The sequence below is a fragment of the Idiomarina sp. genome, assembly GCF_048260185.1.
Taxonomy (GTDB): Bacteria; Pseudomonadota; Gammaproteobacteria; order Enterobacterales; family Alteromonadaceae; genus Idiomarina.
Map to the genome: position 1 here is coordinate 18,579 of NZ_JBLXHB010000002.1, position 14,790 is coordinate 33,368.

General features: G+C 50.0%; 12 protein-coding genes. 3 read left to right on the plus strand and 9 right to left on the minus strand.

Translation table 11 applies throughout. From position 1 onward, the window contains the following. Positions 1 to 5: 5 nt before the first annotated feature. The 5 genes from folK to sfsA form a co-directional block, all read right to left on the minus strand. Entirely contained in the window at positions 6 to 512 is a 507-nt protein-coding gene (gene folK / locus ACN0RF_RS05810; protein WP_417438342.1) for a 2-amino-4-hydroxy-6-hydroxymethyldihydropteridine diphosphokinase, read from the minus strand. Continuing rightward, on the minus strand, positions 499 to 1,818 hold the full coding sequence (gene pcnB / locus ACN0RF_RS05815; RefSeq protein ID WP_110014302.1) for a polynucleotide adenylyltransferase PcnB: 1,320 nt from the start codon (positions 1,816 to 1,818) through the stop codon (positions 499 to 501). Before pcnB ends, folK begins: the two co-directional genes overlap by 14 nt. Before the next feature lie 150 nt (positions 1,819 to 1,968). Next, on the minus strand, positions 1,969 to 2,820 hold the full coding sequence (gene gluQRS, locus ACN0RF_RS05820) for a tRNA glutamyl-Q(34) synthetase GluQRS (protein ID WP_417438343.1): 852 nt from the start codon (positions 2,818 to 2,820) through the stop codon (positions 1,969 to 1,971). A gap of 6 nt (positions 2,821 to 2,826) precedes the next feature. Continuing rightward, a complete protein-coding gene (gene dksA / locus ACN0RF_RS05825; RefSeq protein ID WP_011235477.1) occupies positions 2,827 to 3,279 on the minus strand; it encodes an RNA polymerase-binding protein DksA in 453 nt (150 codons plus the stop codon). Positions 3,280 to 3,421: 142 nt separating this feature from the next. Further along, on the minus strand, positions 3,422 to 4,126 hold the full coding sequence (sfsA, locus tag ACN0RF_RS05830) for a DNA/RNA nuclease SfsA (RefSeq protein ID WP_153849759.1): 705 nt from the start codon (positions 4,124 to 4,126) through the stop codon (positions 3,422 to 3,424). 56 nt (positions 4,127 to 4,182) lie between these two features. On the opposite strand from sfsA, the gene pepB reads away from it, so the two are divergent. From pepB to mrcB, 3 genes are read left to right on the plus strand one after another with little or no spacing between them, the layout of a single operon-like run. Beyond that, on the plus strand, positions 4,183 to 5,481 hold the full coding sequence (gene pepB / locus ACN0RF_RS05835) for an aminopeptidase PepB (protein WP_417438344.1): 1,299 nt from the start codon (positions 4,183 to 4,185) through the stop codon (positions 5,479 to 5,481). A 6-nt stretch (positions 5,482 to 5,487) separates the two neighbouring features. Further along, on the plus strand, positions 5,488 to 7,950 hold the full coding sequence (hrpB, locus tag ACN0RF_RS05840) for an ATP-dependent helicase HrpB (RefSeq protein WP_417438345.1): 2,463 nt from the start codon (positions 5,488 to 5,490) through the stop codon (positions 7,948 to 7,950). Continuing rightward, positions 7,950 to 10,217 carry a penicillin-binding protein 1B gene (mrcB, locus tag ACN0RF_RS05845; RefSeq protein ID WP_417438346.1) on the plus strand — a complete coding sequence of 756 codons (2,268 nt, stop codon included), beginning with the start codon at positions 7,950 to 7,952 and terminating at the stop codon, positions 10,215 to 10,217. Before hrpB ends, mrcB begins: the two co-directional genes overlap by 1 nt. Positions 10,218 to 10,254: 37 nt before the next feature. On the opposite strand, the gene hemL is transcribed toward mrcB, so the two are convergent. The 4 genes from hemL to ACN0RF_RS05865 all read right to left on the minus strand — a co-directional run bounded on the left by hemL (position 10,255) and on the right by ACN0RF_RS05865 (position 14,759). After that, complete coding sequence (gene hemL / locus ACN0RF_RS05850; RefSeq protein ID WP_417438347.1) at positions 10,255 to 11,538, minus strand: glutamate-1-semialdehyde 2,1-aminomutase; 1,284 nt, start codon at positions 11,536 to 11,538, stop codon at positions 10,255 to 10,257. 14 nt (positions 11,539 to 11,552) lie between these two features. Then, positions 11,553 to 12,566, minus strand: coding sequence for an aspartate carbamoyltransferase (locus ACN0RF_RS05855; protein ID WP_417438348.1), 1,014 nt, complete (start codon positions 12,564 to 12,566; stop codon positions 11,553 to 11,555). Positions 12,567 to 12,636: 70 nt separating this feature from the next. Continuing rightward, complete coding sequence (gene hemJ / locus ACN0RF_RS05860; RefSeq protein ID WP_272988964.1) at positions 12,637 to 13,068, minus strand: protoporphyrinogen oxidase HemJ; 432 nt, start codon at positions 13,066 to 13,068, stop codon at positions 12,637 to 12,639. Then, complete coding sequence (locus tag ACN0RF_RS05865; RefSeq protein WP_417438349.1) at positions 13,065 to 14,759, minus strand: chloride channel protein; 1,695 nt, start codon at positions 14,757 to 14,759, stop codon at positions 13,065 to 13,067. The genes hemJ and ACN0RF_RS05865 overlap by 4 nt, the downstream gene beginning before the upstream one ends. Positions 14,760 to 14,790: the final 31 nt, after the last annotated feature.

The following is a 14,790-nucleotide window of genomic DNA, read 5'->3' on the forward strand; positions in this document are numbered from 1 at the left end:
CAGTTTTAGATGGTTATATCAGACCGACAGATTAGCACGTCCAGACCCTCTTCGGTAAGACTCTCTGTTTGTTGTTTTGCGGTATTGCCATTAGGCAAAAGTTTGTCGGCGGCTATTTCGGCCAGAGGGTAAAGTACAAAGCTGCGTTCGTATAACCCCGGGTGAGGAACCCGGAGAGAGTCCGATTGATGTTGTTGCTCATCAAACAGCAGCAGGTCAAGGTCCAGTGTGCGCTCGCCCCAATGCCTGACTCGTTTACGACCAAAAGCATCCTCTATATCGTGTAAGGCTTGCAGAAGCTCGGCCGCCGGTAAGCTAGTGCTTACGGAACAAACGGCATTAACGTAATCGGGCTGGTCTTGCGGGCCCATAGGTTTGCTACCGTAAAGAGAGGAATAAGCTAATAATTGCCAGCGGGAATCATTACTCAGCGCCTTTAAAGCCGATAGAATATTGTCCACCGGCTTACCGAGGTTACTCCCCAGCGCAATAAAGGCTTTATGTTGCGTCATTACCTTTATTTTCCTGAGGCTTACGGCGTGGACCACGACGACGGCGCGGTTTGCGTCGGCCTGATCCCGCCTCCGGCTTTGAGGACTTTAATTGCGCCGGGTTGTCCTGCGCTTTACTCCAGTGCTCTGCCAGTCCGGCTAATTTTTTATCGCTATTTTCCGCATAAGAGCGTAACAATAAAAAGTCGTAAGCGGCGCGGAACCGCTTATGTTCAAGCACTTTTTGAGCGCGCACACCTTTAGTGATATTCAAACGACGCTGTAACTGCCAGATATCTCTGGCTGGCAGACTGAACCGTTTGGGCAACGAAACACGTTGCGACTGTCTGTGAATAACATCAGCGGCGGCAACGTTTAACGCGTCCATAGGTGGCAGGCCACCTTCGTTCTCAAGTTGTTCGCGTCGAGCCTGTAATGGCCACCACAACAACACGGCAATTAAATAGGCCGGAGTAACACGCTGCTCTTCTGCAATGCGTCTGTCGGTGTCTTTAAAGGCCTTCAGCATCATTTGGTAGGCCGGGCTTTGTTCGTCAGCGACGTAATCTTTCAGCATTGGGAATAACTGCTGAAACAGTCCGAAATCTTTCATCATCAGGAAGTTAGCTTCTGCTTTACCCGACATAAACATTTTCAGGAATTCGTCAAACAAACGTGCCGGTGGAATGTTTATCAGTAACGGCGCAAGTTCTTTTAGCGGGCCGCTGACCGAGTTATCCATCTGCATATTCAGTTTTGTGGCAAAGCGAACGGCGCGAAGCATGCGCACCGGATCTTCACGGTAGCGTACTTCCGGGTCACCAATCATCCGCAAAATGCCAGCGTTAATGTCATCAACGCCGTTGGCAAAATCGTAAATGGCGAAGTCAGCGATATTGTAATACAGCGCATTGGCCGTAAAGTCACGACGCTCGGCGTCTTCTTCTATGCTGCCGTAGACATTATCGCGAACCAGCTGACCGTGCTCGTCCTGGTCTGCCGTGCGGTTTTTCTTATTTTCTTCCTGCGGGCTGTCACCGTGGTGGCCGCGGAAAGTCGCAACTTCAATAACTTCTTTTCCAAACACCACATGGGCCAGGCGGAAGCGACGACCAATTAGGCGACAGTTACGAAATAGGGACTTAATTTGCTCTGGTGTGGCATTAGTGGTGACATCAAAATCTTTTGGTTCAAGCCCCAGAAGAATATCGCGGATGCAGCCGCCAACCAGATAGGCTTCAAAACCACTGTTGTGCAGGCGGTAAAGAACCTTTATTGCATTTTTACTGATATCGTTGCGGGATACTGGATGTTTGTCCCGTGAGATAACTTGTAATTTGGGTAACCGGCTGGATTCAGGCTCTGCCGCTTTACTGGAAAAGGCGCGCTTTGCCAGTGCTTTTATTCGCTTAATAATGGTGGTTCTCCCTTACCATTGTTTTTATTTAGATTCAGTTGTTGTCTGCATATTGTACCGTTAACGACCTGCTATATGCCACTTTTTGCACCAACTTTGCAACGCCTGTTGCAATATTTCACTGACAGGGCTGTGTCGCAGCTCTGATTCTGGTTTAATACCCAGATAATCCAGCGCTGTGAAAAGGTTATTTCTTGCCTGGCTGGACTCAATTGACGGTGCATGGTTTTGCTTACTCAATTTGAGTCCATCGTTATTCATTATCAGAGGTAAGTGCATCATTCTTGGCTGCTTTCCGGTGAAATACTGCCATAAAGTCAGCTGCCAGAAGCTTGGAGTTATCAAGTCGCTGCCACGCACAATATCGGTAATACCCTGTTCAATATCATCAACGACCACAGCCAGCTGGTAAGCATACAATCCGTCGCGACGTTTAAGTACGAAGTCTTCACTGACTGAGGCTGAGTGATCTTCTAATAAGCCGTGTGCGCGGTCATTAAATGTATCAACCGGGTTATTATTAATGAAGCGCAGGGCGTAAGGGGTTGAACGAGGCTGGCGGTTACGACAGTAGCCATCGTAGTGATCGCTGCGGGCACGAATAGCCCGGCGACTGCAGTCGCATTGATAAAGACGTTGAGCGTTTCCCAGCTGATTGAGCTGATGCTGGTAAACCGAATCGCGCTGGCTTTGGTATAAAACGGAACCGTCCCATTCTAAACCATGGGCTTCCAACTGCGTTAAAATAGTATCGGCCGCTCCGGGCACGGCTCGCGGTTTATCGACATCTTCAATGCGAACCAGCCACTCACCTCTATGCGCTTTAGCATCTAAGTAGCTACCAACGGCAGCTACTAACGATCCCAGGTGCAAAGGCCCTGAAGGCGTTGGAGCGAAACGGCCACGATACATGAGCCTTTAGGCTCCGGTCATTTGCTTCTCTTTCATCTCGGCCAGCGTTTTACAGTCGACGCACTGGTCAGCTGTTGGGCGAGCTTCTAAACGGCGGATACCAATTTCAATTCCGCACGATTCGCAAAAGCCAAAATCATCTTCTTCTATCTTTTGTAAGGTTTTTTCAATCTTCTTAATCAACTTACGCTCACGGTCACGTGTACGCAGTTCGATACTAAATTCTTCTTCCTGCGCAGCGCGGTCTACCGGATCAGGGAAGTTCGCTGCTTCGTCTTTCATATGATGCACTGTGCGATCAACTTCCTGACGTAATTGACGACGCCATTCTTCCAGAATACGACGAAAATGCGAACGTTGCGCATCGTTCATGTACTCTTCGCCCTGTTTTTCCTGATACGGCTCCAGGCCGGCCATCGCCAGGATGCCATGGGTTTTCTTATCCTTGCCTTGAGGCATCATGGATCTCCTACATTCTCTATAAAAGAGTGCTTAAAAAGCAGTACATTAAAAAAAGGACGCTACGTATACCAGAAAGGTTTACGGTTGGCAACGTCATTCGGATTAAATTTCTGCGGTGAAATTGTGAAGGCATTGAGTTTTAAAGGCTTACGGGAACTGGTCTCTCCAGTTTTATTTCTTTCGCCGACGCGCGGCACTTTACTGCATAAAACTCGACTCCGACTGACGCTGCTTTTTTACACAGCTCAGCATACTGGCTATCAATATGTGCGGCGGGAGAAACTCGTTCGATACCGTCGTGCATTACCATGTAAAGCTGCACTGCGCGATGACCATCGGCCACAACCTGCATCAGTTCATTAAGGTGTTTGTGAGCGCGTTGGCTGACTGCGTCGGGAAAGTAACCTTGACTTGCGTCCGCTAAAGTGACGCTTTTTACTTCAATAAAGCATTCACGGTTATGCTGGTCTACGCCCCACCAGTCGATGCGGCTTTTTTCCTTACCGTAGCGTTGCTCTGGTTTCAGCTCTTGCCACTGACTTAATTCAGGTACAAGGTTGGTTTGTAGTAACTCTCCGGCCATGCGATTGGCGTGCTGTGTATTGACCACAATCATTTCACCGTTGTTATTCTGCGCGAGCTCCCAGGTCAGTGAGTATTTACGTTTGGGGTTATCGGAAACACTGCACCAGGCTGTAAAGCCGGGTTCTGCACACCCGGTCATGGCTCCGGTATTAGGGCAGTGGGTTGTCGTCGTTTCGTTGTCACCAAAATCAATGTCGGCGAGAAAACGTTTGTATCTTTTTTGCAAAACTCCCTGGCGCAGGGGCTTGTTAAATTGCATCAGAGACCTCATAACTCTAGTATAAACAGACAGCAAATTATCGGGAGAGGTACAGAATGTCCAGCGCACTCGCAATCTATTTAACTCAGGAAGCCCCCGCAAGTTATTGGAATCCAAAATCAAACTTAGTCTTTGGTGACAACAAAGCACAAATCATCTTAGTTGAAGATGAAGCTGAAAACTTGCGGCGTATTCAGAAAGCAGGCCGGACTCTGGACAACACCGGAGCAGTAACCATTGAAGCTGCCGGCAGTGACTGGAACCTGGAGCGTCAGTGGGCGTTGTCACAAGGTTTTACTTCAACCTTGTCGACCAATCAGGTTATCTGGAATAAAACTGACGAGCCTGCAGTCAAAGAACTTGATGCTATGCGTGAAGCGACTCGTTTCAGCCGTGAACTGACCAATTTGTCAGCGGAAGAAATTTACCCTGAAAGTTTGGCGCAACGTGTAACCGAACACTTTAAGGCTCTGGCGTCAGACGCCATCAGTGCGGAATTTATAAAAGGCGAAGCGCTGAAAGACGCTGGCTGGATGGGAATTTACACCGTAGGTCGTGCCAGTCAGCACGCACCAGGCTTGTTGGTATTAGATTACAACCCAACCGGCGATGACAATGCGCCGGTAGAAACCGCGTTAATAGGTAAGGGTATTACCTATGACAGCGGTGGTTACAGCATTAAACCAAGCGAAGGTATGCTCGCTATGAAGTGCGACATGGGCGGTGCAGCTACCGTATCCGGTGCATTGTCTCTGGCTATACGCCGGGGCCTGAATAAGCGTGTTAAGCTCATTCTTTGCTGCGCCGAGAACATGATTGACGGCCGCGCATACAAACTGGGTGACATTATTCGCTATAAAAACGGCCTGACGGTTGAAGTTGTTAATACCGACGCAGAAGGTCGGCTGGTGTTGGCCGATGGCTTACAGGCTGCGGGCGAGTTTGGTGCGAAACAGATTATTGATGCGGCTACCCTGACCGGCGCCGCGCAAATGGCGGTTGGTAATGAATACAACGCGCTGTTTAGTGTGGATGAAGTGGCTGCTACTAAAGCATTGGCTAATGCGGATAAAGAAAATGAGCTATTGTGGCGCTTACCGTTGGCTCCGTGGCACAGTGAAAATTGTCCGTCAGCTTTTGCTGATACAGCTAACAGCCGCCCGCAAAAAGGTGGTGGTGCCGGTGGTGCAAGTAACGCCGCGGGCTTTTTATTGCGCTTTGCACCGAACAGCGGTAAAGGCTGGCTGCACTTCGATTTAGCTGGTGCTTACCAAAAATCAGCTACCTCTATGTGGGCTACGGGCGCAACTGCCGCGGGTGTTCGTACTATAGCTGCAACTGTACAAGGTGATTAATTTGGCATGACCTTGCCAATTGAGAACGTGCTGCCAGAGCTGGCGAAAGCCTTTCCGGCAGCACGTGTCGTTATTGAGGCACCGCCCGGTGCCGGTAAATCAACACAGCTTCCGCTATTTCTGTTGCAGCAGGGCATTGCTAATGACGGTCTTATTGTCATGCTGCAGCCCCGGCGTGTTGCTGCGCTCAATATTGCTCATTATTTGGCTAAGCAGTTGGGCGAGTCGGTGGGTGAGCAGGTCGGTTACACGGTGCGCGGCGACAGCAAGCGCAGTAAGGCAACTAAGTTACTGATCATTACAGAAGGCGTGTTGGTTCGATGGCTGCAGGGAGATCCTGAACTTAGCGGCATTGGCACGCTGATCTTCGATGAATTCCACGAACGCAATTTGCACAGTGATTTAAGTCTGGCGCTGGTGATTGATGCCCTACCATTGCGTCCGGATTTAAACCTGCTAATTATGTCGGCGACCCTACCCGCAGAAAGCCTGAAACTCTGGTTAGAGAACTACTGTGATCAGGTGCAGGTTTTGCGTAGCGAAGGTCGAAGTTATCCAGTTGAATACCACTATCGCCCTCCACCTCATGTTACTCAATGGCTGGCTGAATTACCCAAAGTGGTTGCTGAAGCCTTTGCTGCTGCCGAAAAAGGTGTTCTGGTTTTCCTGCCGGGGGTCTATGAAATACAAAAGGTTGCGACTGAACTGAGTCAGCGCATGCCGCCGGGCACAATCATTTTACCCCTGCATGGGCGTATCCCCTTGCAGCAACAGCGGCAAGTATTAAAGGCGTCGGACGAAAAACGCATTATTCTGGCAACCAATATTGCTGAAACCAGCTTAACTCTGGACGGCATTGATGTGGTTGTCGACAGTGGCCGCGAGCGCCGGGCTCAGTACCTGCCGCAATACGGATTAAGCCAGTTAACGACGCAACGTATTGCTAACGCTTCGGCAACACAGCGTGCCGGGCGTGCGGGTCGTCAGCAGGCGGGGCAATGTTTTCGTTTGTGGGCGCGCTCCGACGAACATGGCTTTGCCGATTATGCGCCTCCGGACGTTGCCACTCAGGATTTATCAGCACTGGTACTGGATGTGTTGCGCTGGGGCAGTGAGGTGAGCCAACTGGCCTGGTTTTCTCAGCCCGACCCGGGGCATTGTGCCGCGGCGACCGATTTTTTAGCCAGTACCGGCTTAATAAGGCAGGGGCAGTTAACCGCAAAAGCCCGTCAGCTGGAGTCCGGCGGTTTTGATCCCAGAATTTTACTGGTGGCGGATGCAGCCAAAATGCTGAAGAACGAGCAGCAAGCCGCTATGGCTCGTGTTCTGGCGACACTGGAAGAGCCGCAAACTAGCATAAAATCAGTCGATCTGTTTGAACGCACCCAGCAGCATTATCAACAACGAAACCAGGCGCCTTTGTGGCAACAACGCTGGCGCTATTGGTTAAACCATTATGGGCTGAAAGAAGCTGCAGAAACCGCAGAAACCAGTGAGGAAGGCCTTGCCGTTGCCTTACTGCAGGGGTACCCCGACCGAGTCGCAAAGTACGATGTCAGCCGCGGAGACTTTCAACTGGCCTGTGGTGGTAGGGTTAGTGGCGACAGCAGTCGCCTTAAGCAGCCAGCCTGGGCAATTATTTTTGATGTCACCTTTCATGAGCAAGACACCATAGGCCGCAGCCGCTGTCTGCTACCTGTGGACGATGCCCAGTCGTTACTGAAAAAAGCGGACATTCCTTTGCAGACCGTGCAAACAGCTGAATGGGTAGGTGAACAGCAACAACTGCGACAAATAACCCGCACTCAGCTGGGTTTCCTGGTACTCAGTCAGACTACTAGTAATGGACCGGTTTCTAGTGAACAAAAAGCCGAAGCCTTCTGCCTGTGGTTGCGCGATAAAGGCCTGGGTAAACTCAACTGGAGTCAACGTGCGAGACAGCTACAACGTAGGGTCTATTGGCTGCAACAAGCCGGAGAGCTGGGCGCTTACGATATGAGCGATGCAGGGTTACTCAGTAACCTGGAGCACTGGGCTGCGCCATACTGGACGAATATCCGGTCGTTAAAGCAATTGCAGCAATGGGATCCATACGAAGCTTTGTGTTATTTTCTCGACTACTCAGAACAGCAACGTCTTAATACGGCCTGTCCTGAATGGTGGCAAACTCCGACAGAACGTAAAGTGTTTATAAATTATCTGGACGACAACCCCCGGGTTGAGGTCAAATTACAGGAAATGTTTGGTGTCTCTGAGTCGCCTAAAATTATCGATAATCGACAAGTTGTGACCGTTGATCTTCTGTCGCCGGCCGGACGTCTGTTACAGCGAACCAATGATCTCGCGAGTTTCTGGCAAAATGCATACGCCGACGTGCGCAAAGAAATGCGCGGTCGCTATCCTAAGCATCCGTGGCCCGAAGACCCTCTGAATGCAACCGCAACGTTTAAAACCAAAAGGCAGCAGTAGTGATAAAAAGTCGATGGTTTCAATACCTATTCTGGACAAGCTTTAAGATAGGGCTGGTACTTATCGCCGTCATTGGGCTTTATGCCATTTATCTGGATGCCAGTTTATCCCGCCATTTTAGTAACAAGCGCTATCAAGCACCGGCTTTAGTCTATGCGGGAGAAGTGACGCTGGTAAAGAATCATCCTATGCGTTTGCAGCGGTTGGTCGATGTTCTTGAGCGGGTGGGTTATCAGCGTAAAAGTAACACTGAGCAGTCGGGTTATTACTCGGTGGGTAAAAACAATGTCATGGTGCACAGGCGGCCTTTTGACTTTTCCGATGGGCCGCAAATGTCGCAACGTGTGCAAATCAACTTTCGCGGTGACCGTATTGAGTCGATAAAAAGTTGGCCCAGTGGCAGAGAGCTGGAAAGCTTTCGTCTGGAACCCGAATTGATAGGCCGTATTAGCACCTTAAGTAAAGAAGATCGCTTGTTAGTGGGGCTGGAAGTGGTGCCTAACTTGCTCATTGAAACTTTATTAAAAGTTGAAGATCGGGACTTCTATCACCATCAGGGCGTATCGCCATGGTCTATTCTGCGGGCATTAGCGGCTAACTTAAAAGCGGGCAGAACGGTTCAGGGCGGCTCTACTCTTACTCAGCAATTGGTTAAAAATATCTATCTGAGCAGAGACCAGACGTTGTGGCGCAAGTTTCACGAGGCCATGATGTCGCTGGTTATCGATTACCGGTTTGATAAAAACACCATCTTAGAGACCTACTTGAACGAAGTGTATTTTGGGCAGGACGGAAGCAATGCCATTCACGGTATCGGACTTGCCAGCCAGTTTTATTTTGGTAAGCAGGTACAGGAGCTGAACCCCGGCGAAATTGCTTTAATGGTGGGGATGATAAAAGGTCCCTCTTATTATGACCCAAGGCGCTTCCCGGAGCGTGCCCGAAGCCGCAGGGACACCGTGCTTAAAGTCATGTTTGAGCAGGATTTGCTCGGTAAAGATAACTACGTTGCTGCGGTTGAACAGCCGCTCGACGTTAAAGAAAGTCGCCGTCTGGTTGAACACCCGTACCCTCATTATATGGACTTAGTACGTCGGGAGATGAAGCGCATTATTCTGCCGGAAGACTGGCAGGAAACCGGGTTAAAAATCTTTACGCATTTGCAGGTGGATGCACAAAATGCAGTACAGCGTTCGTTAGCACAACAGCTGATGGCTGACGGCGAAGATGAAAAGTTAGAAGGTGCAATGGTAGTTGCCGATTACCGTAACGGCACGGTTAGTGCGCTCGCTGGTGGCCGCTTAAGCCAGGCTATAGGTTATAACCGGGCGTTGTTAGCACTGCGACCAATAGGCTCATTAATGAAGCCTATTATTTATGCCGCCGCGATGCAGGATTCAGGCGTTGGTCTGCATACCCCTGTCGCAGATGAATCCATTACGTTGTCTGACAAAAAAGGGAAGGAATGGAAGCCGCAAAACTACGATAAAGAATTTGACGGTAGTTTGCTGTTGTACGATGCCCTGGTTCAGTCGCGCAACTTACCGGCCGTTCGGGTAGGGATGGAAGTGGGCGTAGATCAATTAGTGAGTTACTTACGCGAATTAGGTGTGACAACGCCACTACAAGCTTACCCTTCGCTAACTTTAGGCTCAGCGTCGTTGTCGCCTGTGGCGGTGACACGAATGTACAGCGCGCTTATGAATGATGGTCGTTATCAGCCCCTGGCTGCGGTTTCGTCTATCACCACACATCAGGGCGAGGTGCTTTATAGGCGCGAAGCACCTGAGACAGAAGAGGTTTTCGATAAAAATGTGTCTTACCTGACTCGCTATGGTTTGCGTGGAGTGGTAGCAGAGGGAACTGCAAGCCGCCTGCAAAGTGCTTTAGCCGGTCAGGTAGTTGGTGGCAAGACAGGTACAACGAATGATTATCGCGACAGCTGGTTTGTTGCAGTAGATGGTGAGCACGTGGTTACGGTCTGGTTAGGCCGTGACGATAATCAACCGGTTGGTTTAACCGGCAGTAGTGGCGCTCTCAAAGTTGTGGCGGACTTTTATGATTACTTACCGCCGTTAAGCATGGCTTTAGATGTACCGGAGCCTCTACAAATGCAAAACTTTCACCCGACAACGGGACAGCGAATTCCTGAAGACTGTAACAATGGTCGGAAATTACCGGCTGAGGAAATCAGGCTTCCCGAGGATATTACCTGTGAAGGCGATATCCGCGAGAAAAGCTGGTGGGAACGTTTATTTGGTGGCTAAAGCGCCCAGACCAGGGCCAGGCGCTATAGCCGCGGAACTAGACTAACTTAGCAAAAGCTTTTTCAGCGGCATCCAGAGTGTTCTGAATGTCTTCTTCACTGTGCGCTGCCGACATAAAGCCACCCTCAAAGGCCGATGGCGCAAGATACACGCCTTGCTCTAACATAGCGTGATAGAACGTCTTAAAGTGTTCCATATTACACTGCGTAGCCTGAGCGTAAGTGGTCACTTCGGGCTCTTCGGTAAAGAAGAAACCAAACATAGAACCGGCACGGTTCGTTGTCATTGGTACACCAGCTTTGTCAGCGCGTTCCTGTAGACCGTCCAGCAGTGTGTCAACGCGTTGGTAAAGCTGGTCGTAAAGCCCGGGGATGGATAATTGCTGTAACGCGGCTAAACCAGCTGCCATAGCAACCGGGTTACCCGATAAGGTTCCTGCTTGATACACAGGGCCCACCGGCGCAATGTAGTCCATGACTTCTTTTTTGCCACCGAAAGCGCCAACCGGCATGCCACCGCCAATGACTTTACCCAAAGTAGTGAGGTCAGGCTTAATCTTGTAACGATCCTGAGCGCCGCCCGGAGCTACACGGAAACCGGTCATAACTTCATCGAAAATCAGAACGGAACCGTGGTCGTCACAAACGCTGCGTAAGCCTTCCAGAAAGCCTTCAACTGGAGGAATGCAGTTCATGTTACCGGCTACCGGCTCAACAATAATGCAGGCAATTTCATCGCCCATTTCAGCGAAAATTTGTTTCACTGACTCAAGGTCGTTATAAGTTGCGGTTAGAGTATGTTTCGCAAAATCTTCCGGAATGCCGGGAGAGTTAGGAACGCCCAGAGTTAAAGCGCCTGAACCCGCTTTAACCAGCAACGAGTCGGCGTGGCCGTGGTAGTTACCTTCAAACTTCAGAATTTTATCCCGGCCGGTATAGCCGCGCGCCAGACGAATGGCCGTCATAGTGGCTTCGGTACCGGAATTCACCATGCGCACTTTTTCAATCGAAGGGACTATTTTGCGAATAGTCTCAGCCATGGTGATTTCAACTTCCGTTGGTGTACCGAAGCTCAGGCCTCGCTTGGCCGCCTGCAGGGTGGCTTCTAATACTACCGGGTGGTTATGGCCTAAAATCATTGGGCCCCATGAGCCGACGTAATCGATATAACGTTTGCCGTCGGCATCCACCATGTAAGCGCCTTCAGCACGCTCAAAGAAGATGGGGCTGCCATCAACGCCATTAAACGCCCGAACCGGCGAGTTAACGCCACCGGGAATACTGATTTGTGCCTGAGTATATAATTCTTCTGAGCGACTCATGTCGTACTACCTCTTTACTGTTGGCTTTTTTCGCTGTACCAGATGACATCACATTGGTGTTTATCAACCTGGTCAACGACTCCAAGTGTTAATGCAAACAGAGCCATACGAATTAGCACTCCGTTGTCAGCCTGACGAAAAATAGCCAGGTTGGGGTTTTGGTTTAAGTCGTTATCCAGTTCATTCGCTTCGGCGCGCGAATCCCGCGGCAAAGGATGCATGATGACCGTGTTGGGTTTGTAGTGCTTAGTGTAAATAGCCTGGTTTAAACGAAACTTACCGCGATATTGATCAGCGTCTTCCGGACTTGCGAAGCGTTCTTGCTGTATGCGGGTTTGATAAACAATGTCAGCATCGACAATACCGTCGACTTTTTCTGTCACCGTTACACGATGGCCTGCATTTGCCAGCGTATCCAATACGGAATCCGGCATGGAAAGTTCACGGGGCGAAATTAAAGTGAATTTAATGTTTTTGTACATAGAGAGCAGAGTGGACAACGAATGCACGGTACGCCCGTACTTCAAATCACCAATCATGCAAATGTGCATGTTATCGATGCTCTGCTGATGGTACGCCAGTTCTTTCTGGATGGTGTAAAGGTCCAGCAACGCCTGAGTAGGGTGCTCGTTCGCTCCGTCACCGCCATTAATGACCGGTACCCGGCTGCCTTCAGCAAACTCTTTTACTGAGCCCGACTTGGGGTGGCGCATGGCAATAACGTCGCTGTAGCTGCTTAATACGCGGGCGGTATCGTAAAGCGATTCGCCCTTTGCAATGGCCGAACTTTCCATACCGGTGGTTTCGCGGACTTCGCCCCCTAACAGGTTGAATGCCGTGCCGAAGCTTACCCGGGTACGAGTTGAAGGTTCGAAGAAAAGATTACCAAGGATAGCGCCGTCAAGAACTCGAGTGCGTGTTTTACGCCGGGCGTAAGGTTGCATTTTGTCCGCAACGGAGAATATGTAGTCAATGCTGTCGCGATTGAACTGGTTTACAGAAAGAATGTTGGAGCCGGTGAAATTCATCTTTGGGTGCGCCTCTGCCGCAGAATGTCACTGGGCGCACACTATAGCAAATCATGCGGCACAAGAGAATCTAATAAGGCTTAACTACCGCTAAAATGATAATAGCGAAAAGAGCCAGTACCGGGAGCTCATTAAACACTCGGTAAAACCGGTGGCTGCGGCGGTTGGTACCGGTTTTAAAGTCCTTCAATAGTTTGAAACAGTAACCGTGATACGCAAAAAGTAGTAACACCAGTACCAACTTAGTGTGCATCCAGCCACTGGCGGCAAACCAGGCTGAGCCATAGGCAAAAATAAGCACGACCCCGAAAATGAGCGTAAGGATGGCGAAGGGGGTGACGAAGTAGAGTAAGCGCCTTTCCATTATGCAAAGTTGCTCGTCTACGGCTGGCTTGGCGTTCATTGCGTGATAAACGAACAAACGTGGTAAGTAGAAAATGCCGGCAAACCAGGCCACCATAAAAGCAATGTGCAGGGCTTTAACCCATAGTATCCATGTCATGCGAGTTCTCTCTGTAAGGCTTTACGGACTATTTCCCAGGTAACAATGCCACAGGGCTGGCCGTCATCCGTTTCATAGACGTACACGGCACCGCGGCGCTGGGCACCAATTTCGTCATACACTTCGGCCAGAGTCGACGTGACCCGAATGCCCTTAATAGGAGTGTAGCTTAGGCTGGGACTGTCACCGGCGTTGATATCATAAGTCACCAGACGATAAAGTGCCTGATTATCTTCATCGACTGACATAACAATAACAGTTTTTGCCTGCGCGGATTCAAGTGAATCAACCAGCTCGTTCTGAGTGGGCTCAAGCAGCAATTTGAAATCTGTTTCCATGACGTTTTCAACACCGGTTTTTTGTAAAGCGACATGCACCGGAGCCAACTGGTACGGCAAACCCTGCAGCTCCAACTGGGAGATGAAAATAGACTTCGATTTCAGCAACTGACTGGAAATAAGGTAAGCAGGCACAATAACTAACATAGCGGGAATAATAATTTCCACACTGCGTGACAACTCGACAATTGCGAGCAGGGCTGCCATTGGAGCGTGAATACAAGCCGCTAAAATACCAGCCATTCCCAATAGAATGAAACTGTCGAAAGACAATGGCTGTTGAATATCCAGCCCGTTAACTGCACCGACAAATACCGCTGCAATAATGGCTCCGATACCGAACACGGCACCAATTAAACCGCCGGGTATACCCATGCCCAAAGCAATAGCTGAGGCAAAAAGCTTGGCGATAAGTAAGGTGGTCAGCAGCGACATTTCACCCTGATGATTCAATACCTGCTCAATAGCGGTAAGCCCCGGACCTAAGCTGCTGGGAATGATGACAGCCAGCATTGCCGTGATAAGTCCGGCAAAGAGCAAGCGCGTAAGCAACGACATATCCTGCACGGTTTCCATGACATCCAGCATGAGCTTTTTGAACAATACCCCAACAAACCCCAGCACAACGCCCAGTAGCATTACCCAGGGTAACTGTGTGGTGGGAATATCCTGAGCTGAAAGCACGGCCAGCTCAGAAGCGACGCCAAAAATTTCTTCGGTAATTAACGAACCTGCTACCGCCGACAGCATTACGGGTATAAAAACGTGAACTTTGTATTCCCGCAATACCACTTCCATTACCAGAACCATAGCCGCCAATGGCGTGTTAAAGGAGGCCGCGATAGCTGCAGCGATACCGCACGCGGCAAGGGTTCGTACAGCGTTTTTGGGGGCGTCAAAGTGAAAGCCAAGCCAGGTAGCTGCTGCAGCACCTAAATGAACTGCCGGCCCTTCGCGGCCAACACTGAAACCGGCAACCAGCGCAATTATTCCGCCAAAGAACTGGTTTACGGTACTGCGCCAGGGCAGCATGCCGTAGTGCTGCTTCATACGATGGATAACGTAGGGGATACCCATACGTACGTGTTTAGAGCCCGACAGCCGAAACAGAACATAAACAATGGCGGCGGCAATAATAGGGAGTAAAAAGCGGTAAGTAGTTGGTAAAGGCTGTTGCCAGTAACTGTCATTCCCGACAAGATAAGCGCCTTGCTCTATTGCAAGACGAAACCCGGCAATCATCAGAGCGGCGAGAATACCGCCGGCCAGTCCCATTAAACAAATGGCGATAGTGGTCGATGGCATCGCCAGCTGTTTGCGCAATTGTTGTCGGAGTACCGAGTTATAGGCCATTTAAAATAAGATCCTTACCTTAAACCGTGGG

What these genes read in the sequence shown, in the direction of transcription:
- folK (WP_417438342.1), bottom strand. Translation starts at nt 512, where the DNA reads ATGACGCAACATAAAGCCTTTATTGCGCTGGGGAGTAACCTCGGTAAG.
- gluQRS (WP_417438343.1), bottom strand. Translation starts at nt 2,820, where the DNA reads ATGTATCGTGGCCGTTTCGCTCCAACGCCTTCAGGGCCTTTGCACCTG.
- dksA (WP_011235477.1), bottom strand. Translation starts at nt 3,279, where the DNA reads ATGCCTCAAGGCAAGGATAAGAAAACCCATGGCATCCTGGCGATGGCC.
- sfsA (WP_153849759.1), bottom strand. Translation starts at nt 4,126, where the DNA reads ATGCAATTTAACAAGCCCCTGCGCCAGGGAGTTTTGCAAAAAAGATAC.
- pepB (WP_417438344.1), top strand. Translation starts at nt 4,183, where the DNA reads ATGTCCAGCGCACTCGCAATCTATTTAACTCAGGAAGCCCCCGCAAGT.
- hrpB (WP_417438345.1), top strand. Translation starts at nt 5,488, where the DNA reads ATGACCTTGCCAATTGAGAACGTGCTGCCAGAGCTGGCGAAAGCCTTT.
- hemL (WP_417438347.1), bottom strand. Translation starts at nt 11,538, where the DNA reads ATGAGTCGCTCAGAAGAATTATATACTCAGGCACAAATCAGTATTCCC.
- ACN0RF_RS05855 (WP_417438348.1), bottom strand. Translation starts at nt 12,566, where the DNA reads ATGAATTTCACCGGCTCCAACATTCTTTCTGTAAACCAGTTCAATCGC.
- hemJ (WP_272988964.1), bottom strand. Translation starts at nt 13,068, where the DNA reads ATGACATGGATACTATGGGTTAAAGCCCTGCACATTGCTTTTATGGTG.
- ACN0RF_RS05865 (WP_417438349.1), bottom strand. Translation starts at nt 14,759, where the DNA reads ATGGCCTATAACTCGGTACTCCGACAACAATTGCGCAAACAGCTGGCG.